At 72.2% G+C, this 22462-nt stretch carries 7 protein-coding genes; all 7 read right to left on the bottom strand.

Features of this window, described 5'->3' with window-relative positions:
- Positions 1-5: 5 nt before the first annotated feature.
- Entirely contained in the window at positions 6-15644 is a 15639-nt protein-coding gene (locus tag LNW72_RS26960; RefSeq protein WP_250977722.1) for a type I polyketide synthase, read from the bottom strand.
- 249 nt (positions 15645-15893) lie between these two features.
- On the bottom strand, positions 15894-16142 hold the full coding sequence (locus tag LNW72_RS26955; protein WP_250977721.1) for a phosphopantetheine-binding protein: 249 nt from the start codon (positions 16140-16142) through the stop codon (positions 15894-15896).
- A gap of 23 nt (positions 16143-16165) precedes the next feature.
- On the bottom strand, positions 16166-17194 hold the full coding sequence (locus LNW72_RS26950) for a methyltransferase (RefSeq protein WP_187145012.1): 1029 nt from the start codon (positions 17192-17194) through the stop codon (positions 16166-16168).
- An 89-nt stretch (positions 17195-17283) separates the two neighbouring features.
- On the bottom strand, positions 17284-19116 hold the full coding sequence (locus LNW72_RS26945; protein ID WP_250977720.1) for a non-ribosomal peptide synthetase: 1833 nt from the start codon (positions 19114-19116) through the stop codon (positions 17284-17286).
- A gap of 3 nt (positions 19117-19119) precedes the next feature.
- Positions 19120-19875: a hypothetical protein gene (locus LNW72_RS26940; RefSeq protein ID WP_250977719.1), complete on the bottom strand. Its 756-nt coding sequence runs from the start codon at positions 19873-19875 to the stop codon at positions 19120-19122.
- A 180-nt stretch (positions 19876-20055) separates the two neighbouring features.
- Positions 20056-20826: an alpha/beta fold hydrolase gene (locus LNW72_RS26935; protein WP_250977718.1), complete on the bottom strand. Its 771-nt coding sequence runs from the start codon at positions 20824-20826 to the stop codon at positions 20056-20058.
- Between the two features lie 8 nt (positions 20827-20834).
- The gene (locus LNW72_RS26930) at positions 20835-22358 is read right to left on the bottom strand and encodes an amidase (protein WP_250977717.1); all 1524 of its coding nucleotides are present in this window, start codon (positions 22356-22358) and stop codon (positions 20835-20837) included.
- Positions 22359-22462: the final 104 nt, after the last annotated feature.

Raw genomic sequence — 22462 nt, 5'->3', positions numbered from 1 at the left:
CGTCATCAGAAGTCGGACCCTTCGAGCGCCTTCGAGATGAGGCTCTCGGCATCCATATCGTCGATCGATTCGCTCGCGTCCTCGGCCGTCGGGCCGTCGTCCTCCGTCTGGAGGCCCGCGAGTTGCAGCAGTGTGTCCAGCAGTCCGGTCTCCCGGAGCCGGGCCAGTGGGATGGCGAGCAGCGAGGCGCGGACGCTCTCCTCGTACGCGGCGGTCCCCGGATCCGTGGTCGTGTCGGGGGCCGCTTCGCCGAGCAGGAAGTCGGCCAGCTCCTGCGGCGTCGGATAGTCGAAGACGAGCGTCGCCGGGAGCCGCACTCCGGCCGCCGCGCTCAGCTGGTTGCGGAATTCCACCGCGGTGAGCGAGTCGAAGCCGAACTCCTTGAACGGCTTGCCCAGCTCCACCTCCTGCGCCGCGGTGAGGCCGAGCACCGCGACGACCTGGCTACGGACCAGCTCGACGACCACCGGGAGGCGTTCGTCGGACGGCAGCGCCGCCAGCCGCTGGGCCAGACCGGAAGCCCCGGCGCCGCCGGAGTCCCCCGCGGCGGCCGTGCGCCGGACCTTGCCGCGGACCAGGCCGCGGAAGAGGCCCGGCACTTCGCCACCCGCGGAGCGCACCAGTGCGGGCACATCGAGCCCGGCGGGGACCAGCACCGCCCGGTCCGAGACCAGCGAGGCGTCCAGCAGGGCCAGCCCCTGCTCCTCGCCGAGGGCCAGGACGCCCCCACGGGCCATCCGTTCCACCTCGGCCCCGGTGAGCTGCGAGCCCATCCCGCCGGCTTCCGGCGCCCACAGACCCCAGGCGAGGGAGACCGCGGGAAGACCGCCGGCCCGGCGGTGGGTGGCCAGCGCGTCCAGATAGGCGTTGGCTGCGGCGTAGGCGCCCTGCCCCGCACCGCCCAGGACCCCGGCCGCCGACGAGAACAGGACGAACGCGTCCAGGTCCGTCCCGGCCGTCAGCTCGTGCAGGTGGCGCGCCGCATCGGCCTTCGGGGCGAGTACGGCGGCCAGCCGCTCGGGGGTGAGCGACCCGAGGACACCGTCGTCCACGATGCCGGCCGCGTGGATCACGGCGGTCAACGGGACCTCGTGCAGGAGTTCCGCGAGGGCGTCCCGGTCGGAGACGTCGCAGGCGGCGATGGTGACGGTGGCGCCCGCTGCGGTGAGTTCCGCCGCGAGTTCGGCTGCTCCCGGAGCGTCTTGTCCGCGCCTGCTGGTGAGCAGGAGGTCGCGGACTCCGTGCTCGGCGACCAGGTGACGGGCGGTGAGCGCACCCAGGCCGCTCGTGCCGCCGGTGATCAGGACGGTGCCGCCCGTGCGCCAAGGGGTCGCCTCGGCGGAGGGCGCCGTGCGCACCAGGCGGGGGGCCAGGAAGGCCCCGGCGCGCAGTGCCAGTTCCGATTCACCGGAGGAGGTGAGGGCGGTGGCCGGTATCTCCTCACCATCGCCATTGGTGTCGGTGTCGACGAGAACCACGCGATCCGGGTTCTCGGCCTGTGCCGCCCTGACGAGACCCTGGACGGCGGCCTGCGCGAGGTCGGTGACGTCCTCCCCGGGAAGCGCGGCGACCGCGCCCCGGGTGACGACGACCAGCTTGGCGTCGGAGTCGGCTGCGTCGGCCAGCCACTGCTGCAGTCCGGCCAGGACCGTGGAAAGTGTCTCGGCCGTTCCGAGCCCGGACGGGACGCGCAGCAGCCCCTCCTCGGGGATCACGTCGGTGGACGCTTCGGTACCGGCCAGGTCCGCGACCTGCACCCAGTCCAGTCCGAACAGTGCGTCGCCGTGCCGCGCGACCGGCACCTGCTCGGCGAGCGGCCGCAGCGTCAGCGAACCGACCGACGCGACCGGCGAACCGGCGGCGTCCGCCAGCTGCAGCGCCACACCGCCCGGCCGGTCCGCCGGGGCGATCCGGACGCGCAGCGCCGTCGCGCCGGTGGCGAAGAGGGTGACGTCGTCCCAGGAGAAGGGCAGTTGGGCGCGCCCGTCGTCCTCGAAGAACCCGCCGAGACCGATGCCGTGCAGTGCCGCGTCGAGCAGCGCCGGGTGGAGCCCGAACCCGCTCGTCTCGGCGCCCTCGGCCAGCGAGACCTCCGTGAAGACCTCGTCCCCGCGCCTCCAGGCGGCCTCCAGCCCCTGGAAGACCGGCCCGTACTCCAGGCCCAACAGGGCCAGGTCGTCGTAGAGGCTCTCGACCGCCACGGCGTCGGCCCCGGCCGGCGGCCACTGCACCAGGTCGAAGCCCGCATCCGTGACCGTCGAGGAGAGCACGCCTTCCGCGTGCTGCACCCACTGCTCCTCGTCCGAGCCTTCGACACGCGAGAACACGCTCACCCGCCGCCGGCCGGAACCGTCGTCCGCACCTGTTCTGACCCGCAGTTGGGTCGCCGAAGTGGGAAGGACGACGAGGGGGGCGTAGAGGGTGAGCTCTTCCAGCGTGCTGGTGTGGGTGTGGTCGCCGGTGTGGATGGCGAGGTCGGCGAGCGCTGCGCCGGGGACGATGACCGTGCCGTTGACGGCGTGGTCCGCGAGCCACGGGTGGGTGTGGAGCGCGAGCCGCCCGGTGAACAGCATTCCTTCCGAGTCCGGCAGCGCTATCGCCGCGCTGAGGAGCGGGTGCGTGGTGTCGCTCTGACCGAAGCCCGAGGCCTTCCCACTGGGTGCGACGGTGTCGGCGAGCCAGTAGTGCTGGTGCTGGAAGGCGTAGGTGGGGAGGTCGACGGGGGTCCGGCCGGTGCCGAAGAGGGTCGGCCAGTCGACCGTGACGCCCCGGGTGTGCAGCCGGACCAGCGCCTCGGTGAACAGCTGGGCTTCGTTGTGGTCGCGGCGGAGGGCGGGGATCCGGGTGGTGGTTTCGGTGGCGCTGTCGGCGCCCATGGCGGTCAGGACGGCGTCCGGGCCGAGTTCCAGGAAGGTGCTGACGCCCTGGTCCTGGAGGGTGGTGACGGCGTCGGCGAAGCGGACGGCTTCGCGGACGTGGCGGACCCAGTAGGTGGGGTCGGTGAGTTCTTCGGTGGTGGCGGCCTGTCCGGTGAGCGTCGAGACGATCGGGATGGTGGGCGCGCTGTAGGTGAGTTCGGCCGCTATCGCCCGGAACTCTTCGAGCATCGGCTGCATGTGGAGGGAGTGGAAGGCGTGGCTGACGGTGAGGCGCTTGGTCTTCCGTCCGATGCCGTCGAAGTGCGCGATGACGGCGGCCACGGCGTCCTCGTCGCCGGAGACGACGATGGAGGTGGGCCCGTTGACGGCCGCGATGCCGACCTTCTCGGTGAGCTGCGGCAGGACTTCGGCCTCGGTGGCCTGGATCGCCGCCATCGCACCACCCGCAGGAAGCTGCTGCATCAGCCGGCCACGCGCCGCAACCAGCAGCGCCGCGTCCTCCAGCGACCAGACACCGGCAACGTGCGCTGCGGCCAACTCACCGATGGAGTGACCCGCGAGCACCTGCGGCCGGACCCCGAAGGACTCCAACAGCCGGAACAACGCGACCTCCAGAGCGAACAGAGCAGGCTGCGTGAAGCCCGTCTCGTTCAACCGGCTGTTCTGCTCCGCGAAGAGAACGTCCTTCAGCGGCAGTTCAAGGTGAGCGTCGAGTGCGGCACACACCTTGTCCAGCGCCGCCGCGAACACCGGGAAGGCGGCGTAGAGTTCACGCCCCATCCCCGCCCGCTGGCTGCCCTGCCCCGTGAACAGGAACGCCGTCCGGCTCGGTCCGGCGAGGCTGCGCACCACACCTGGTGCGTTCCGGCCGTCGGCCAGGGCCGAGAGGGCGGAGAGCAGACCGTCGCGGTCGGCGGCCACGACGCCGCCCCGGTGCGCGAACACCGCACGGGTCGTCGTCAGTGCGGATCCGATCGCCGCAGGGTCCAGACCGGCATCGGCCAGGACGAGATCGTGCAGCCGGGCGGCCTGGGCTTGGACGGCGTCCGGCGTCCTTCCGGACAGTACCCACGGGACCACCGGAAGCTCGGCCGAGGCGACAACCTCCGCCACGACTTCGGCCGGAGCTTCTTCCACAATGACGTGGGCGTTCGTCCCACTGATGCCGAAGGACGAGACACCCGCACGGCGCGGACGCTCCCGCACCGGCCACGGCTGCGCCTCCGTCAACAGCTCGACCGATCCAGCCGACCAGTCCACGTGTGAACTCGGGGCGTCGACGCCGAGCGTGCGCGGCAGTTCCTCGTGCCGCATCGCCAGCACCATCTTGATGATGCCCGCGACGCCCGCAGCAGCCTGCGTGTGCCCGAGGTTGGACTTCACCGAACCCAGCCACAGCGGCCGTCCGGCTTCCCGCTCCTGCCCGTAGGTGGCGATGAGCGCCTGGGCCTCGATCGGGTCACCGAGGGTCGTGCCCGTTCCGTGCGCCTCCACCGCGTCGACCTGGTCGGCCGAGAGGTTGGCGCCGGCCAGGGCCTGCCGGATGACGCGCTGCTGGGACGGCCCGTTGGGCGCCGTCAGTCCGTTGCTGGCGCCGTCCTGGTTGACGGCGCTGCCCCGGACCAGGGCCAGCACCCGGTGGCCGTTGCGCTGCGCGTCGGACAGCCGCTCCAGGAGCAGCATGCCGACGCCCTCGCCCCAGCCCGTACCGTCGGCGGCCTCCGCGAACGGCTTGCAGCGGCCGTCGGGGGCGAGGCCCCGCTGGCGGCTGAAGCCGACGAAGGTCTCCGGGGTCGCCATGACCGTCACACCACCGGCGAGCGCCAGCGAGCACTCGCCCGAGCGCAGCGCCTGACCGGCCAGGTGCACCGTGACGAGGGACGACGAGCAGGCGGTGTCGACCGTGACGGCCGGGCCCTCCAGCCCGAAGGCGTACGCGACGCGACCCGACGCGACACTGCCGGAGCTGCCGGTCCCGAGGTAGCCCTCCAGGTCGGCGGGGTAGCTGTTGAGCCGGATGCCGTAGTCGTTGTACATGACGCCGGCGAACACACCGGTGGAGCTGCCGCGTACGGTCGCCGGGTCGATGCCCGCGCGCTCGAACGCCTCCCAGGCGGACTCCAGCAGGAGCCGGTGCTGGGGGTCGGTGGCCAGGGCCTCACGCGGGCTGATCCCGAAGAACGCCGGGTCGAAGTCCGCGGCCTGTTCCAGGAATCCGCCGTGCCGGGAGTACGTCTTGCCGACCGCGTCCGGGTCCGGGTCGTACAGACCGGCCACGTCCCAGCCACGGTCGTCCGGGAACGGCGTCACGGCGTCGCCACCGGCGGCGAGCAGCGTCCACAGCTCCTCGGGCGAGGAGACCCCGCCGGGGAACCGGCACGCCATGCCGACGATCGCGATCGGTTCGTCGGCCATCGAGCCGGAACCGGTCACCGACGCGGTCGGGCCGGCCGCCGCTTCCACTGCCGCGTCCTCGCCCAGCAGCTCCACCAGCAGGAACTCGGCCACGGCGGTCGGCGTCGGGTAGTCGAAGACGAGCGTCGCGGGCAGCCGTACGCCGGCCTCCGCGCCCAGCTGGTTGCGGAACTCGACTCCGGTGAGGGAGTCGACGCCCAGCTCGCTGAACAGACTGTCGGGCGCGATGTCATCCGGGCCGCCGAAGCCCAGCACGGTCGCGATCTGCCCGCGCACCAACCCGAGCAGCAGCTCGTGCCGCGCGGCCGGGGCCAGCGCCGTCAGGCGCTCCTCCAGCGACACCGGTCCGGTGCCCGCACCGGTACCCGCCTGCACAGCTCGGCGCGCGGGGGCCCTGACGAGTCCCCGCAGGATCGCCGGCACCTCGCCGGGAGCGGAGGCCAGTGCCTTGAGGTCGAGCCGGATCGGCACCAGGTGCGCGTGCTCGCTGCGCTGTGCCGCGTCGAAGAGCGCCAGACCCGCCGTCGCGTCGAGTGCGAGCACGCCCGCCCGGGCCATCCGCTCCAGATCCGTCGAGGACAGTCCTGCGCCCATTCCGCCGGTTTCGGGTGCCCATAGGCCCCAGCCGAGGGAGGTGGCGGGGAGTCCTTGGGTGCGGCGGTGGGTGGCGAGGGCGTCGAGGTAGGCGTTGGCGGCGGCGTAGTTGCCCTGTCCGGTGCCGTCGAACGTGGCGGCAGCGGACGAGAACAGCACGAACGCGTCCAGGTCCGTCCCCGCGGTCAGTTCGTGCAGGTGCCGGGCGGCGTCCGCCTTCGGCGCCAGGACTTCCGCCAGGTGCTGCGGGGTGAGTGCGGCGAACGTCGCATCACGCAACACACCCGCCGTGTGGACGACGGCGGTCAGGGCCACCCCGTCCAGGAGCGCCGCCAGCGCGTCCCGGTCGGAGACGTCACACGCGGCGACCGTCACCGTCGCACCCAACCGCTCGAGTTCTGTGGTGAGTTCGGTGGCGCCGGGGGCGTCGGGGCCGCGTCGGCTGGTCAGCAGCAGATCACGGATCCCGTACGCGGTGACCAGGTGCCGGGCCAGCAGCGCGCCCAGACCACCGGTACCACCAGTGATCAGCACCGTGCCATCCGTACGCCACACCACCGGCTCACCAGCAGCAGGAATCGTGCGGGCCAAGCGCGGGACGAGGATCTCCCCGCCACGAAGCGCCAACTCCGGCTCACCCGACGCCAGCACACCCTCAGGGATCACCTCAACATCGGCATCCAGCAGGACGATGCGACCCGGGTGCTCCGACTGCGCGGAACGGATCAGACCCCACACCGCCGCCTGACCCAGCTCCGCAACGTCCTCACCCGGCAACGCAGCCACCGCACCCCGCGTCACCACCACCAACCGGCCGTCCGCATCAGCGGTCAACCAGTCCTGGGTGAAGGCGAGTACGGCATCGAGCGTCTCGTTCGCCGTCGCTCCGGTCGGGCACCGGTACACCGTCGCGTCGCCCGTCGCGTCGCCCGTTCCGTCGGCCGAGGCCGCCGGCGCGGGGAGCGCGGTCCAGTCCAGGTGGAAGAGCGAGTCGTGGGCGAGGCGCTCAGGGGTGGCGAAGTCGTCGGCTGCGAGGGGTCGCAGCGCGAGCGCGCCGACCGCCGCCACCGGTACGCCCTGGTCGTCGGCGAGCTGCAGTGCGTAGCCCGAGTCCGCGGGGGCGATCCGCACCCGCAGCGCGGTCGCACCGGTCGCGTACACGGCCACGTCGGAGCAGGCGAACGGCAGCTCGGCCGCGCCGTTGTCCGTCTCCCGCAGGGCGATGCCGTGCAGAGCGGCGTCCAGCAGGGCGGGGTGGAGAGCGAAGGCATCGGCCTCGGCTCCTTCGGTTCCGTCCGGCAGGACGACTTCGGTGAAGACGTCCTCGCCGAGGCGCCAGGCGGCCCGCAGCCCCTGGAAGAGCGGCCCGTACTCCAGCCCCAGCACGGCCAGATCGGCGTAGAGGCGATCCACGGCGACCGGCTCACTACCGGTGGGCGGCCACTGCGCCAGGTCGAACCCGGGCTCCGGAACGTCGGCGCTCAGCACGCCTTCGGCGTTCCGCACCCACTGCCCGTCGTTCGTCGTGTCCTCGGCGCGCGAGAACACGCTCACCGTCCGCCGGCCACGCGCGTCGGCCTCGCCGACCGTGACCCGCAGCTGTACGGCGCCCTGGCCGTCGAGCACCAACGGTGCCTGGAGCATCAGCTCCTCCAGCGCCCCGCAGCCCGCCTCGTCGCCCGCCCGCACGGCGATCTCGACGAGCGCCGCACCGGGCACGACCACCGTGCCGGACACCGCGTGCTCCGCCAGCCACGGGTGCGACGACAGCGACAGCCGCCCGGTGAAGAGCACCCCGTCGGAGTCGGGAAGGGCGATGGCCGCTCCCAGCAGGGGGTGTTCGGCATCTGCCAGACCGGCCGCGCGGACGTCTCCCGCCGTGACGGCGGCCCGCTCCGGCCAGTAGTGCTGGTGCTGGAAGGCGTAGGTGGGCAGATCCAGCAGCGGGGTGGTCGCACCGGTGCCGAAGAAGGCCCGCCAGTCGACCTCGACACCGCGCGTGTGCAGTGCGGCGACGGACGACACGAAGGTCTCGGCCTCGTCCTGCTCCCGCCGCAGCGACGCGATCAGCGCGGTACCGGCCGCATCCGTGACACTGTCGGCGCCCATCACCGTCAGAACGGCGTCGGGGCCCAGTTCCAGGAACGTGCTGACGCCCTGGCCCTCAAGGGTGGTGACGGCGTCGGCGAAGCGCACGGCTTCGCGCACGTGCCGGACCCAGTACTCGGGGTCGGTCAGCTCCTCGATGGTGGCGGGCCGCCCGGTCAGCGTCGAGACGATCGGTATCGACGGCGCCGCGTACGTGAGCCCGGCCGCGATGGCGCCGAACTCCTCCAGCATCGGCTCCATGTGGACGGAGTGGAAGGCGTGGCTGACGGTCAGCCGCTTGGTCTTCCGTCCCAGGGCGTCGAAGTGCGCGATGACCTGAGCCACGGCCTCTTCATCGCCGGAGACGACGATGGACGTCGGGCCGTTGACGGCCGCGATCCCGACCCGCTCGGTGAGCTGTGGCAGGACTTCGGCTTCCGTCGCCTGGATCGCTGCCATGGCACCGCCGGACGGCAGTTGCTGCATCAGCCGGCCACGCGCCGCAACCAGCAGCGCCGCGTCCTCCAGCGACCAGACACCGGCGACGTGTGCGGCGGCCAGCTCACCGATGGAGTGACCCGCCAGCACCTGCGGCCGGATACCCCATGACGTGAGCAGCCGGAACAGTGCGACTTCCAGCGCGAAGAGGGCGGGCTGGGTGTAGCCCGTCTCGTTCAGACGGTTGTCGTCGGCGAACAGCACGTCCAGCAGCGGACGGTCCAGGTGCTCGTCGAACGCTTCCGCGACGGCGTCCAGCGCCTCCGCGAACACGGGGAAGGCGGCGTAGAGCTCGCGCCCCATGCCGGCCCGCTGGCTGCCCTGCCCGGTGAAGAGGAACGCCAGATCACCCGCGCCGGCCACCGCGGTCTTGGCCGCACCGTCAACGACCGTGTCCAGAGCGGACAGCAGGCCCTCACGGTCCGCCGCCACCACCCCCACACGATGCGCGAAGCCCGCACGCGTCGTCGCCAGTGCCGAACCCACCGACACCGGATCCAGACCCGCATCGGCCAGCACGAACTCCCGCAACCGGACCGCCTGAGCCCGCAACGCCTCCGGTGTCTTACCCGACAGCACCCACGGCACCATTGGAAGCTCGACAGCGGCGACAACCTCCGCCACGACCTCAGCCGGGGCCTCTTCCACGATCACATGCGCGTTCGTCCCACTGATCCCGAACGACGACACACCCGCACGGCGCGGACGCTCCCGCACCGGCCACGGCTGCGCCTCCGTCAACAGCTCGACGGACCCCGCCGACCAGTCCACGTGCGAACTCGGGGCGTCGACGCCGAGCGTGCGCGGCAGTTCCTCGTGCCGCATCGCCAGCACCATCTTGATGATCCCCGCGACACCCGCAGCAGCCTGCGTGTGCCCGAGGTTGGACTTGACCGAGCCGAGCCACAGCGGCTGACCGTCCGCCCGCTCCTGCCCGTACGTCGCCAGCAGCGCCTGGGCTTCGATCGGGTCACCCAGCCGGGTGCCCGTGCCGTGCGCCTCGACGACGTCGACGTCACCCGTGGTGAGCGAACCGGCGGCCAGGGCCTGGCGGATCACGCGCTGCTGGGAGGGGCCGTTGGGGGCGGTGAGACCGTTGCTGGCGCCGTCCTGGTTGATCGCGCTGCTGCGCACGACCGCCAGCACGCGGTGGCCGTTGCGCTGCGCGTCGGAGAGCCGCTCCAGGAGCAGCATGCCGACGCCCTCGCCCCAGCCGGTGCCGTCGGCGGCGTCGGCGAACGGCTTGCAGTAGCCGTCGGGGGCGAGGCCGCGCTGGCGGCTGAAGTCGACGAAGGTGTCGGGGGTCGCCATGACCGTCACGCCGCCCGCGAGGGCGAGCGAGCACTCGCCCGAGCGCAGGGCCTGGCCGGCCAGGTGGACGGCGACGAGGGAGGACGAGCAGGCGGTGTCCACGGTCACGGCCGGGCCTTCGAGGCCCAGGGTGTACGAGACACGGCCGGAGGCGATGCTGCCGCCGACGCCCATGAAGCCTTCGGTGTTGCGGTGGGCGGACTGCTCCAGCACCGAGGTGTAGTCGTGGTACATCACACCCGCGAAGACGCCGGTGGAGCTGCCGCGTACGGTCGCCGGGTCGATGCCCGCGCGCTCGAACGCCTCCCACGACGACTCCAGCAGCAACCGGTGCTGCGGGTCCATCGCGAGCGCCTCACGTGGGCTGATCCCGAAGAAGCCGGGGTCGAAGTCGGCCGCCCGGTCCAGGAAGCCGCCGTGGCGCGAGTACGTCTTGCCGACCGCGTCCGGGTCGGGGTCGTAGATCCCTTCGATGTCCCAGCCGCGGTCGACCGGGAACGAGGACACCCCGTCGCCGCCCGCGGCCAGCAGTGCCCACAGCTCCTCGGGAGAGGAGACCCCGCCGGGGAACCTGCAGGCCATCCCGACGATCGCGATCGGCTCGTCGAGCACGGATCCGGCCGCCGGAAGCACCGCGGCCGTCACGTCGGCCGCGGTCGCGGCTTCCTCGCCCAGCAGCTCCACCAGCAGGAACTCGGCCACGGCGATCGGCGTCGGGTAGTCGAAGACGAGCGTCGCGGGCAGCCGTACCTCGGCTTCGGCACCGAGGCGGTTGCGGAACTCCACCGCCGTGAGCGAGTCGAAGCCGAACTCCTTGAACGGCTTGTCACCGGCGACCTTCTGCACGCCGTCGTAACCGAGCACGGCCGCGACATGGCGCCGGACGAGGTCGAGGAGCAGCCGGCGCCGCTCCACTCCGGTCAGTGCGCCGAGGCGCTCCGTCAGCCCGGTGGCGTCCGCCGCGGCCGAGCCCGCCGCCTTGCGGGCGGTGGGGGCCGGACGCGTCAGACCGCTCAGGACGGCGGGGAGGGTGTTGAGCCGGGCCCGCTGCTCCAGGGCGCTCCGGCCGAAGGCGACGGGGAGCAGATGGGCGTGGCTGTCGGCGAGCGCGGCGTCGAGGAGGGCCAGGCCCTGCTGCCGGCCGATGGCGAGTACGCCGGAGCGTTCCATCCGCTCGACGTCCGCCGTGGTCAGTTCGGCGCCCATGCCGCCGACCGCCGGGTCCCACAGGCCCCAGGCGAGCGAGAGCCCGGCCAATCCCTGGCTCTGGCGGTGGACCGCCAGCGCGTCGAGGTAGGCGTTCGCGGCGGCGTAACCGCCCTGTCCTGAACCGTCGAACGTGCCGGCGGCGGACGAGAACAGGATGAACGCGTCGAGGTCCGTGCCGGCCGTCAGCTCGTGGAGGTGCCGGGCCGCGTCCGCCTTGGGGGCCAGGACGGCGGCCACCCGCTCTGCGGTGAGCGAGGTGATCATGCCGTCGTCGACCACGCCCGCCGCGTGCACGACCGCGGTGATCGACTCCTCGGCGAGCAGCTGGGCCAGCGCGGCACGGTCGGAGACGTCGCAGGCCGCGACCGTCACCGAAGCGCCGGCCGTCTCCAGCTCGGCCACCAACTCGGTCGCGCCGGGGGCCTGGAGGCCACGGCGGCTCGTCAGCACCAGGTTGCGAACGCCGTGCTCGGCGACCAGGTGGCGCGCGGTGAGCGCGCCCAGGCCGCCGGTGCCGCCGGTGATCAGGACGGTGCCGTCGGCACGCCACGTCACTCCGCCGGTGGCGGGAGCGGTACGCGCGAGGCGCGGTACGAGCAACTCACCGTCCCGGAGGGCGAGTTCCGGCTCACCCGAGACGGTGACAGCGTCCGGGATGTCGTCCGTGTCCGTGTCCGTGTCGGTGTCGGTGTCGGTGTCGGTGTCGAGGAGGACGATGCGGCCCGGGTGCTCCGTCTGGGCGGCCCTGACCAGGCCGTGGACGGCCGCCTGGCCCAGGTCGGTGATGTCCTCACCGGGAAGCGCGGCGACCGCGCCCCGGGTGCGGACGACGAGGCGCGCGTCGGACGCCTCCTCGTCGGCCAGCCACTGCTGCAGCCGCGCCAGGACGCCGGTGACCGCCTCGGCGGGCCCGACCCCGGCGGGAACGCTCAGGATCTCCGCTGTCGCACCCGCGTCCTCGTGCGACGCCTGCTGCGGCAGCGGGCTCCACCGGACCTCGTACAGCTCACGGTCGTGCGCGCTCTGCAGTTCACCGGTGGCGACCGGGCGCAGCGCCAGCGAACCCACCGTGGCCACGGGTGCGCCCTGGGGGTCGGCGAGGCGCAGGGTGTAGCCGGAGGCGGCGGGGGTGATCCGCACCCGCAGGGCGGTCGCGCCCGCCGCGTGCAGAGCGACGTCGGACCAGGCGAACGGCAGCTCGGCCGCCCCGCCGTCCGGCTGCGCGAGCGTGATCCCGTGCAGGGTGGCGTCCAGCAGCGCGGGGTGGATGCCGAAGCCCGCGGCCTCGACCCCTTCCGGCAGCGCAACCTCGGCGAAGATCTCCGCGCCGTGCCGCCAGGCGGCCCGCACACCCTGGAACGTCGTCCCGTACTCCAGGCCGCTCGCGGCCATCGCCGCGTACAGCCCGTCGACCGGTACGGTCTCGGCCCCGGCCGGCGGCCACTGCGCCAGGTCGAACCCGGCCGCGGCCGCGGTGTCATCGGGCGCGAGCAGACCGTCGGCGTGCCGCGTCCAGGCGCTCTCGGAGGCGTCCTCGACACGCGAGAACACCACCACCGTCCGCCGTCCGTCCCGACCGGGCTCACCGATCTGGACCCGCAGCTGAACGGTCCTGGTGCCGGGCACCACCAGCGGTGCGTGCAGCGTGAGTTCGTCCAGCACGCCGCAGCCGGTCTCGTCGCCCGCCCGCACGGCGATCTCGACGAGCGCCGCACCCGGCACGACGACCGTGCCCGCGACCACGTGATCCGCGAGCCACGGGTGGGAGCCGAGCGACAGCCTGCCCGTGAACAGCAGCCCGTCCGACTCCGGCAGCACGACGGCCGCACCGAGCAACGGGTGTCCCGCGTCCACGAGTCCGACGGCGGCCATGTCACCGGCGGCCGAGGCCGTCGGGGTGTCCAGCCAGTAACGGCTCGACTGGAAGGCGTAGGTGGGGAGGTCGACGCGGGTGCGCCCGGTGCCGAAGAAGGTCGGCCAGGAGACGGGGACGCCCCGGGTGTGGAGGGTCGCGAGGGAGGTGACGAAGATCTGCGCTTCGTTGTGGTCACGGCGGAGGGCCGGGACGAGGGTCGTGTTCTCCGTGGCACTGTCGGCACCCATGGCGGTCAGGACGGCGTCCGGGCCGAGCTCCAGGAAGGTGCTGACGCCCTGGTCCTGGAGGGTGGTGACGGCGTCGGCGAAGCGGACGGCTTCGCGGACGTGCCGGACCCAGTACCCCGGGTCAGCCAGCTCCTGGTGGGTCGCCGTCTTGCCGGTGAGCGTCGAGACGATCGGAATGGTGGGCGCGCTGTAGGTGAGTTCGGCCGCTATCGTCCGGAACTCTTCGAGCATCGGCTGCATGTGGAGGGAGTGGAAGGCGTGGCTGACGGTGAGGCGCTTGGTCTTCCGTCCGATGCCGTCGAAGTGCGCGATGACGGCGGCTACGGCGTCTTCGTCGCCGGAGACGACGATGGAGGTGGGTCCGTTGACGGCCGCGATGCCGACCTTCTCGGTGAGCTGCGGCAGGACTTCGGCCTCGGTGGCCTGGATCGCCGCCATCGCACCACCGGACGGCAGTTGCTGCATCAGCCGGCCACGCGCCGCAACCAGCAGCGCCGCATCCTCCAACGACCAGACACCCGCCACATGCGCTGCGGCCAACTCACCGATGGAATGACCCGCCAGCACCTGCGGCCGGACCCCGAAGGACTCCAACAGCCGGAACAACGCCACTTCCAGAGCGAACAGAGCAGGCTGCGTGAAGCCCGTCTCGTTCAACCGGCTGTTGGTCTCCGCGAACAGAACGTCCTTCAGCGGCAGTTCAAGGTGAGCATCGAGCGCGGCACACACCTCGTCCAGCGCCGCCGCGAACACCGGGAACGCCGCGTAGAGTTCACGCCCCATCCCCGCCCGCTGACTGCCCTGCCCGGTGAACAGGAACGCCGTCCGGCCGGAGCCGGCCAGGCCCTGCACCGCGCCGGGGGCGCTCTCGCCCTCAGCGAGTAGCGCCAGTCCGGCCAGCAGGCCGTCACGGTCGGCGGCCACGACGCCGCCCCGGTGCGCGAACACCGCACGGGTCGTCGCGAGTGCCGAACCGATCGCCGCAGGGTCCAGACCCGCGTCGGCCAGCACGAACTCCCGCAGGCGTGCCGCCTGCGCCCGCAGGGCCTCGGGCGACTTGCCCGAGAGCACCCACGGCACCACCGGCAGTTCCGGGACCACGGGCGGCACGGCATCTTCAACGGTGGCATCGTCAACAGCGGATTCGGCGGGAGCCTCCTCCACGATGACGTGCGCGTTCGTCCCGCTGATGCCGAAGGACGAGACGCCCGCGCGGCGGGTCCGCTCCCCGGCCGGCCACGGCCGGGCCTCGGTCAGCAGCTCGACGGAGCCCGCCGTCCAGTCCACGTGCGAGCTCGGGGCGTCCACGTGCAGGGTGCGGGGCAGTTCCTCGTGCCCGAGGGCGAGCACCATCTTGATGATTCCGGCGACACCGGCGGCGGCCTGCGTGTGACCGAGGTTGGACTTGACCGAACCGAGCCACAGGGGCCGGCCGTCCGCCCGCTCCTGCCCGTACGTCGCGAGCAGCGCCTGGGCCTCGATGGGGTCGCCGAGCCGGGTGCCGGTGCCGTGGGCCTCGACGGCGTCGATGTCCTCGGCCGAGAGTCGGGCGCCGGCCAGGGCCTGCCGGATGACGCGCTGCTGGGAGGGCCCGTTGGGGGCGGTGAGCTGGCTGCTGGCGCCGTCCTGGTTGACCGCGCTCCCCTTCACGACGGCCAGTACGTGGTGGCCGTTGCGGCGTGCGTCGGAGAGTCGCTCCAGGACCAGTACGCCGACGCCTTCGCCCCAGCCCGTACCGTCGGCGGCGTCGGCGAACGGCTTGCAGCGGCCGTCCGCGGCGAGGCCGCGCTGCTGGCTGAAGTCGACGAAGGTGTCGGGGGTCGCCATGACCGTCACCCCGCCGGCGAGAGCCAGCGAGCATTCGCCCTGGCGCAGCGCGGAGGCGGCCAGGTGGACGGTGACGAGGGAGGACGAGCAGGCGGTGTCCACGGTCACGGCCGGGCCTTCGAGGCCCAGGGTGTACGAGACACGGCCGGACAGGACGCTGCCCGCGGTGCCGGTGCCGAGGAAGCCTTCGACGCCTTCGGGGACGACCGTGCGGTCGGTGCCGTACTCGTGGTACATGATGCCCGCGAAGACGCCGGTGGAGCTGCCGCGCATGGTCGCGGGGTCGATGCCGGCGCGTTCGAACGCTTCCCAGGACGCTTCGAGGAGCAGGCGCTGCTGGGGGTCGGCCGCCAGGGCCTCGCGCGGGCTGATGCCGAAGAACTCGGCGTCGAACTCCGTGGCGTCGTGGACGAAGCCGCCTTCGCGGGAGTACGTCTTGCCGGCGGCCTCGGTGTCCGGGTCGGGGTCGTAGATGCCCTCGACGTCCCAGCCGCGGTCCGACGGGAAGTCCGATATCGCGTCGCCGCCCGCGGCGAGCAGCTCCCACAGTTCCTCGGGATTGCGTACACCGCCGGGGAACCGGCAGGACATTCCGATGATGGCAATGGGTTCGCGCTGCTTGTCCTCCTCCTCACGGAGGCGCCGACGAGTCTCCCTCAGCTCGGCCGTAGCCCGCTTGAGGTAGTCGAGGAGCTTTTCTTCATTCGACTCTTTCGACACGTGGTCCACCTCATGAGGAAGAACTGGAACAGCCATTCGTTCCGGCCACGCTATTTCGGCCCTTCGGGACCAACCACCCCTGCCCACCCCTATCCGGTGCCGGCGGTCAGGGGTGGGCAGGGGTGGACAGAGGGGCCGCCGCAAACGCCGCGGGGCACGGCATCCAGCCAAGGATGCCGTGCCCCCGATGCGTTGTTCCAAGCCCTCTTCGCCGGTCGGCCGACGTCGGTCGACCGGTTCGGCCGACCGTCAGCCGACGGGGACCAGGAGACCCGACAGCGTTCCCCACAGGGCGCCCGGCGTCTCGAACGTCTCCATGGCGAGCGCGTCGTCGGTGAACTTGACGTCGTACGCGTTCTCCAGCGCGATCAGCAGGTCGACGATACCGAGGGAGTCGAGGCCGAATTCCCGGAGGTCGAGCTCAGCGGTGAATGCGGCGTCCTCCGGCAGGAATGAGAGATGGGGCCTGACGATTTCTTCGAACTGGGCGTCCCACATACGAATGCTTCCTTTCTGTCCCGTCAGTCCCGGGCCAGGATCATTTCGACCACGCTGTGCTCCGTGGACAGGTGCTTGATCGAGCGGATTTCGAAGCCGGCACCTTCCGCCTGCTTGCGCATGTCCGGCTCGGAGCGGATACGGGTGCCCTCTTCGCAGACGACCATCTGGAAGAGCGAGCGGATCGCGGACGCGTTGTCGTGGCCGAGCAGCGGCTCGATCACGAAGAGCACCGGCTCGGCCGCGAGGCCCTCGGAGTCCTCGACGGTGCGGACCATGGCCTTGCGCACGGTCTCCAGGATCTTGACGCTGCTGTCCGGGCTCCAGTTGTGGAGCACGTTCTTGAGGAAGTACGCGTCGCCGCCCGCCGGGACCTCCGCGAAGAAGTCCGACTCGACGAACGTCAGCCGGCGGATGAGGTCCTCGTCGCCGGTGGCGGCGAGTTCCTTGGTGCCGCGCTCGGCGACGTCGGCGCGGTCGGCGACGACGCCCTCGACGTCGGGGTGCGCGCCCAGGATGCCCTTGAGCAGGTGGCCGGTGCCGCCGCCGATGTCGACGACCTTGCGGATCCAGGAGAAGTCGAAGTCACGGGCGAGCTCGGCGGCGGCCGGGCGGGTGATGTCCGCCATGGCCTTGTCGTAGATCTCGCCGGCGTCGGTGTCCTGGTCCATGTAGGCGTAGATGGAGCCGCCGTACTCGGACTGGGAGGCCGGCTTGCCGGTCTTGACGGTCGTCAGCAGGTCGCGCCAGACGTCGTAGTACATCTCGCCGCCGAGTACGCACCAGTAGCGCATCGACTGCGGGTGGTCGTCGCGCAGCGGCTGCGACGTCTCGGTGTGCTCGAACGTGCCGTCCTCGTTCTCCTTGAAGACGCCGACGATGCCGAGCACCCGCAGCAGGTACAGCACCCCGTCCGGGTCGGAGTCGGTGAGCTGCGCGAGCTCCGCGGGCGACTTGGGACCGTCCGCGAGGTGGTCGGCGATACCGAGCCGGGCGGCGACGCTGAGCGAGCGGGAGATCCACCCCATGCCCGCGAGTTGCAAGAGCGACATCGTGTTCATCCTCTACTGGTTGAAGACCGAAGGGCAGGAGGGACGTACGGGACCTGTGTGGCGGTACGGGACCTGTGGTGGCACCGGACCTACGTGGTGGAGAGCGAGGGGACCGGGGCCGTGGCGTCGGAGTCCTCGGCGACGGCCGCGGCCAGCCGCAGCGCGGTCCGGTGGTCGACCACGTCCTGGAGGCTGAAGCGGACGCCGCTCCTGCGGGCCTTGTTGGCCACCTGGGCGGCTCCGAGGCTGGTGCCGCCGAGGGCGAAGAAGTCGTCGTCGACGCCGACCCTGGCCGCCCCGGAGTACTGGGCGAACAGCTCGCAGAGCAGTGTCTGGAGCTCGGTCCACGGGGCGCGGAACGCGGTCAGGGAGGCGAAGCGGGGTACCGGCAGGGAGCCGGCCTCCAGCTTGCCGTTGGCGTTCAGCGGGAGGGCGTCCAGGGTGAGGATCACGCTGGGGACCATGTATTCGGGCAGCGTCTCGGCGGCGTACGCGGACAGCCGGCCGACGTCGATGCCGCCCTTGGACGACGGCACCACGTAGGCGATCAGGTGGGCGCTTCCGGCGCCCTCCTGATGCACCGTCACCGCTGCCTGGCCGACCTCCAGCCGGCGCAGCAGCGCGGACTCGATCTCGCCCAGTTCGATGCGGAAGCCGCGGATCTTGACCTGGCCGTCGAACCGGCCGAGGAAGTCCAGGGTGCCGTCGGCCGAGCGGCGCACCCGGTCGCCGGTCCGGTACATCCGCGATCCGGGGGCGCCGAACGGGTCGGCGACGAAGCGTTCCGCGGTCAGTGCCGGCCGGTTGAGGTAGCCGCGGGCGAGCTGGCCGCCCGCGATGTACAGCTCGCCGGTCTCCCCCGCCGGGACGGGCCGCAGGGCGCCGTCCAGTACGTGGAGTTCGCTGGTGTGGGTGGGGCGTCCGATGGAGACCGCCCCCGGCGGCAGCTCGTCGTCCGGTGCCAGGATGTGCACGCAGCAGCCGACGGTGGCCTCGGTCGGGCCGTACTCGTTGATGACGGTGACGCCCGGGTTGTCCTTGCGGAACGTCTCGACGGTCTCGGAGAGCAGCAGCTCACCGCCCACCACCAGTTCCCCGGTGGGCGCGGACTCCGGCGGCAGCGTGGCGAGGAGCGCCATGTGCGACGGGGTGACCTTCAGGAACGTGGGCCGCTCGCGCACCTCCTCCAGCGGGCCGACCTGGACGCGGCCGCCGGAGACCAGGGGCGCGTACAGGGTCGTGACGGTCATGTCGAAGGCCACGGAGGAGTGCAGCAGGGCCCGGCCCGCCGCGCTCGGGTAGGTGGCGCGGGCGTAGTCGAGGTAGGCGGCCAGCGGGCGGTGGGTGACGACCACGCCCTTGGGCCGGCCGGTCGATCCCGAGGTGTAGATGACGTACGCCGGGTTGTCCGGGCGCAGCGGCGCGGTCCGGTCGGCGTCGCCGGGGTCGGTGGCCGGTGCCGCCGCGACCAGGGCGGCGGTCTCCGGGTCGTCGAGCGCGATCACCGGCTGGTCGCCGGTGGCGGAGCCGGCTTCGGCGGCGGTGGTCACGAGCAGCGCGGGCCGGGCGTCGGCCATCATGAACGTGAGCCGCTCGGCCGGGTTGTCCAGGTCCAGCGGCAGATACGCGGCCCCGGCCTTGAGCACGGCGAGGAACGCCACCACCAGGTCGAGGGAGCGGCGCATCCCGACGGCGACGAGCTGTTCGGGGCCCGCGCCGCCCGCTATGAGGTGGTGAGCGAGGCGGTTCGCCCGTGCGTTCAGTTCGGCGTACGTGAGTTCCGTACCGCCGTCGGAGACGGCGACGGCCTCGGGCGTGCGCCGTACCTGCTCCTCGATCCGGGCGGGCAGCAGCCCGCCGTCCGTGCTGTCGGTCGTGCCGGTCCTGCGCGGAACGGCGTCGATTCCCCCGTGGTCAGCCATGGGTCACCTGCCTGCGGTTGATTCGGTGCGGTCGCCGGAGAGCAGCTCCGACAGGGCGCGGGCGACGCCGTTGATGCGCAGCAGGTCGTCGTGGTCGACGTCGAAGCGGATCTCCCGGCCGACGGGGTGCGACGGCGGGCGCGAGGTGATCGCGGTGCCGCGGGCCCACAGCGGCAGCGGGTCGATGGACGAGGCGGCGGCCAGGTAGCCGACCAGTGAGCCGAAGACTCCGGCGAGATCGTCGCGGATGTCGTCGTCGAGTTCGAGGCGTTCTGCGGCGGTGCCCACCGCGCGGGTGAAGATCAGGGCGAGTTCGGGGCCGACGGCCGCGAGGTCGTCGGCGTAGCGCCGCTCGATCTGCCGTCCCGCCTCGTGGAACTCGGTCAGCTCCTCGGGCATCAGGAGGGAGGCGAGCGAGTCGCCGGCGGCGTGGAAGTCCTTGTACAGGCCGGCCGTGTTGGGCAGTTCGGGGTCGAACAGCACCAGGGCCGGGGTGTCCTGCCATTCGCCGATGCGTTCGGCGAGCGCGGCGGCGAAGACCGCTCCCGCGCAGTAGCCGAGGACGGCGGTGACGCGCCGGCCGCTCTCCCGTACGTCGGTGAGCCACCAGTCGACATAGCCGTCGAGGGCGACCGCGTCGTCCGCGGTCGGCGGGAGCGTCGTCCAGAAGGCGGCGGCGGGCGGGTCCAGCCGGGGTGCGAAATCGGCGAAACTCGCCTGGGTGCGCCCGCTGGTGCTGAAATCGACCGACAGAATCAATTCGTCCCGGTCGCCTTTTGTCAGCGATTTCCATGAAAGGAGACTCACGTGATTCCCTATCCAGCCGATTCCAGGAATTCTTCCGTTGGCATGACGCTAGACGAAAGGTGCCGGCGGGCGGACCCCCTAGGGACGCCCGCCGCACCCCTAACCGTCGCGAGCGCAGGGGCCGGACGGGCGTTAGCCCGCGACGGCCACGCCCATGCGCCGGGTGATGGCGTCGAGTACTTCCTTCGGCCGGTCGGCGAGGTAGAAGTGGCCGCCGCCGGGGAACACCTGGAGCTCGCACGCACCGGTGGTGTGGTCGCCCCAGGCAGCGGCCTCGGCAAGCGTGGTCGTCGGGTCGTCGTCGCCGACGAACACCGTGACGGGGCAGTCGATCCGCACCCCGGCGTCCGCCCGGTAGGTCTCGACCGCCTTGTAGTCGTTGCGGATCGAGGGGAGGGCGAGCCGCATGATCTCCTCGTTGCCCAGCACCCGCGAATCGGTTCCGCTGAGCCGGCGCAACTCCGTGATCAGGCCTTCGTCGTCCTTCTGGTGCACCCGGTCGGTGCGGGTGCGGGACGGGGCGCGGCGGGCGGAGGCGATCAGCCGGGCGGGCGCGGGCAGGCCGGCGTCCGCCATCCGCCGGGCGACCTCGAAGGCCACCGTGGCGCCCATGCTGTGGCCGAAGAACGTCAGCGGTTCGTCGGCGAACTCCCGCAGGTCCTCGAAGACCCGGTCGGCGAGCTCCGCGATGGTGTCGATGAGCGGTTCCTTGCGCCGGTCCTGCCGGCCCGGGTACTGCACGACCAGTACGTCGATGTCCGGGGCGAGCGCCTGCGACACCGGGAAGTAGAAGCTCGCCGATCCGCCGGCGTGCGGGAAGCAGACCAGGCGCGGGGTGCCCGCGAGGGCGGTGTGGTAGTGCCGGATGTACTGATTGCTGGTGGAAGGGGCGGTGCCGGTCATGGTTCTCCTCACAGAGGGGGCAGGGTGGGCATCAGCGGGCCCTGGTCCACCGGGAGTTCGGGAAGGAAGCCGAACAGCATCGAGGTGAGCCCCCACATCCCGGTGAACTCCGCGACCTCGGCGTCGTCGACGTCCACTCCGGTGTCGCGCAGCGCGGCGGCGAGCCACCGCTGCTTCTCCGGGTCGCCCGGGGACGCCTGCGGTTCCGAGACCGGGACGGTGGCGGGCAGCGATCCGGCGGCGAGGTCGGGGCGGCGCAGGTGCCAGTTGGTGTGCGACTGGTAGACGTCGGCCAGCGCCGCGAGCCCGAAGTCGCTCCACGGTACCCCCGCGAGCTGCAGGGACAGCGGCATGCCGTCGCCACCGAAGCCCATCGGGACGGCGACCGCGGGGAAGCCGACGGCGCTCCACAGGCCGGGCAGCCAGGAGACGGTGCCCAGTGCGGCGGGGTCGTCGTAACGGGGTGCGGTGGTCGGCCAGGTCGGGGTGGCCATCGCGTCGAGGCCGTCGAAGCGTTCGCGCAGGCTCGCGGCGGCCGAGGCGCGGACCCGCTGCGCGTGCAGATAGGTCGGCGCGCCGATCAGGCCGCCGAGGACGGCGGTCCGGCGGAAGGGCCGCCCGTACTCCGCCCAGCGGGTGCGCAGCCCGGCGCCGTGCAGCTCGAACGCCTCCGCGAGGAGGGTGATGAACTGCGCCGCGAACAGCGGGTACACCTCGGGGAGTTCCACGGTGACGATCTCGGCGCCGGCTTCCCGCAGCTCTTCGAGGGCGCCGGCGAACGCCGCCGCGCAGTCCTCCGACAGCTGTGCCGACTCCTCCAGCGCCTTCGCCGGAACGCCGATGCGGGCGCCGCGCAGGTCGGTCCGCCAGCCGGTGGTGTCCGGCCGCCCGGCCAGCACCGCGAGGGTGCTCGCGCAGTCCCTGACGTTGCGGGCCAGCGGGCCGACGACGTCCAGCGAGCGGCTCAGCGGGCGGCAGCCGCCGTCGGGGACCAGGCCGTGGGTGGGCTTGAAGCCGGTGACGCCGCACAGCGCGGCCGGGATGCGGATGCTGCCGTTGCTGTCCGTGCCGAGGCCGACGTCGAACAGTTCGGCGGGCAGCCCGTTGGCGCTGCCGCAACTGGAGCCGCCCGTCCAGCGGTTGATGTCCCACGGGTTGCGCGGCACGGGGAAGTCCAGGGCCGGGTCGGGCCGGCCCAGTGCGTGCTCCGCCATGGTGGTGCGGCCCAGCGGTACGGCGCCCGCGGCCCGCAGCCGGGCGACGGGTACGGCGTCGCGACCGGCCCACCAGTCCGTGTCGTGCACCCGGCTCTGGCAGGTCGCGGGCGCGTCACGTGTCGCGAAGACGTCCTTCACGCCCAGCGTCAGCCCGTGCAGCGGCCCGGCCTCGGCGCCGTCCGCCACCGCCGCGTCCAACTGCTCCGCCGCGGCGGCGGCCTGTTCGGTGAACCGGCCGAGATACGTACCGAGCACCGGGTCGAGCCGGTCCGCCCGGTCGAACGCCTCTGCCACCCGGGTCCTGACGTCAGCCATTCCCGTCCATCCTGTCCTCGGCCGATCCATACTGAATTCGGACTCCGAGTCTAGGTAAGGGGAATTGTGGTCCAGACCCCCTTTCCTGCCCCTAACACCCCCTG

The sequence above is a fragment of the Streptomyces sp. RKAG293 genome (genome assembly GCF_023701745.1).
Taxonomy (GTDB): Bacteria; Actinomycetota; Actinomycetes; order Streptomycetales; family Streptomycetaceae; genus Actinacidiphila.
Note: the sequence above shows the minus strand (reverse complement) of the source record. Positions and strands in the feature narration are given on the sequence as shown.

What these genes read in the sequence shown, in the direction of transcription:
- LNW72_RS26955 (WP_250977721.1), bottom strand. Translation starts at nt 16,142, where the DNA reads ATGTGGGACGCCCAGTTCGAAGAAATCGTCAGGCCCCATCTCTCATTC.
- LNW72_RS26950 (WP_187145012.1), bottom strand. Translation starts at nt 17,194, where the DNA reads ATGTCGCTCTTGCAACTCGCGGGCATGGGGTGGATCTCCCGCTCGCTC.
- LNW72_RS26945 (WP_250977720.1), bottom strand. Translation starts at nt 19,116, where the DNA reads ATGGCTGACCACGGGGGAATCGACGCCGTTCCGCGCAGGACCGGCACG.
- LNW72_RS26935 (WP_250977718.1), bottom strand. Translation starts at nt 20,826, where the DNA reads ATGACCGGCACCGCCCCTTCCACCAGCAATCAGTACATCCGGCACTAC.
- LNW72_RS26930 (WP_250977717.1), bottom strand. Translation starts at nt 22,358, where the DNA reads ATGGCTGACGTCAGGACCCGGGTGGCAGAGGCGTTCGACCGGGCGGAC.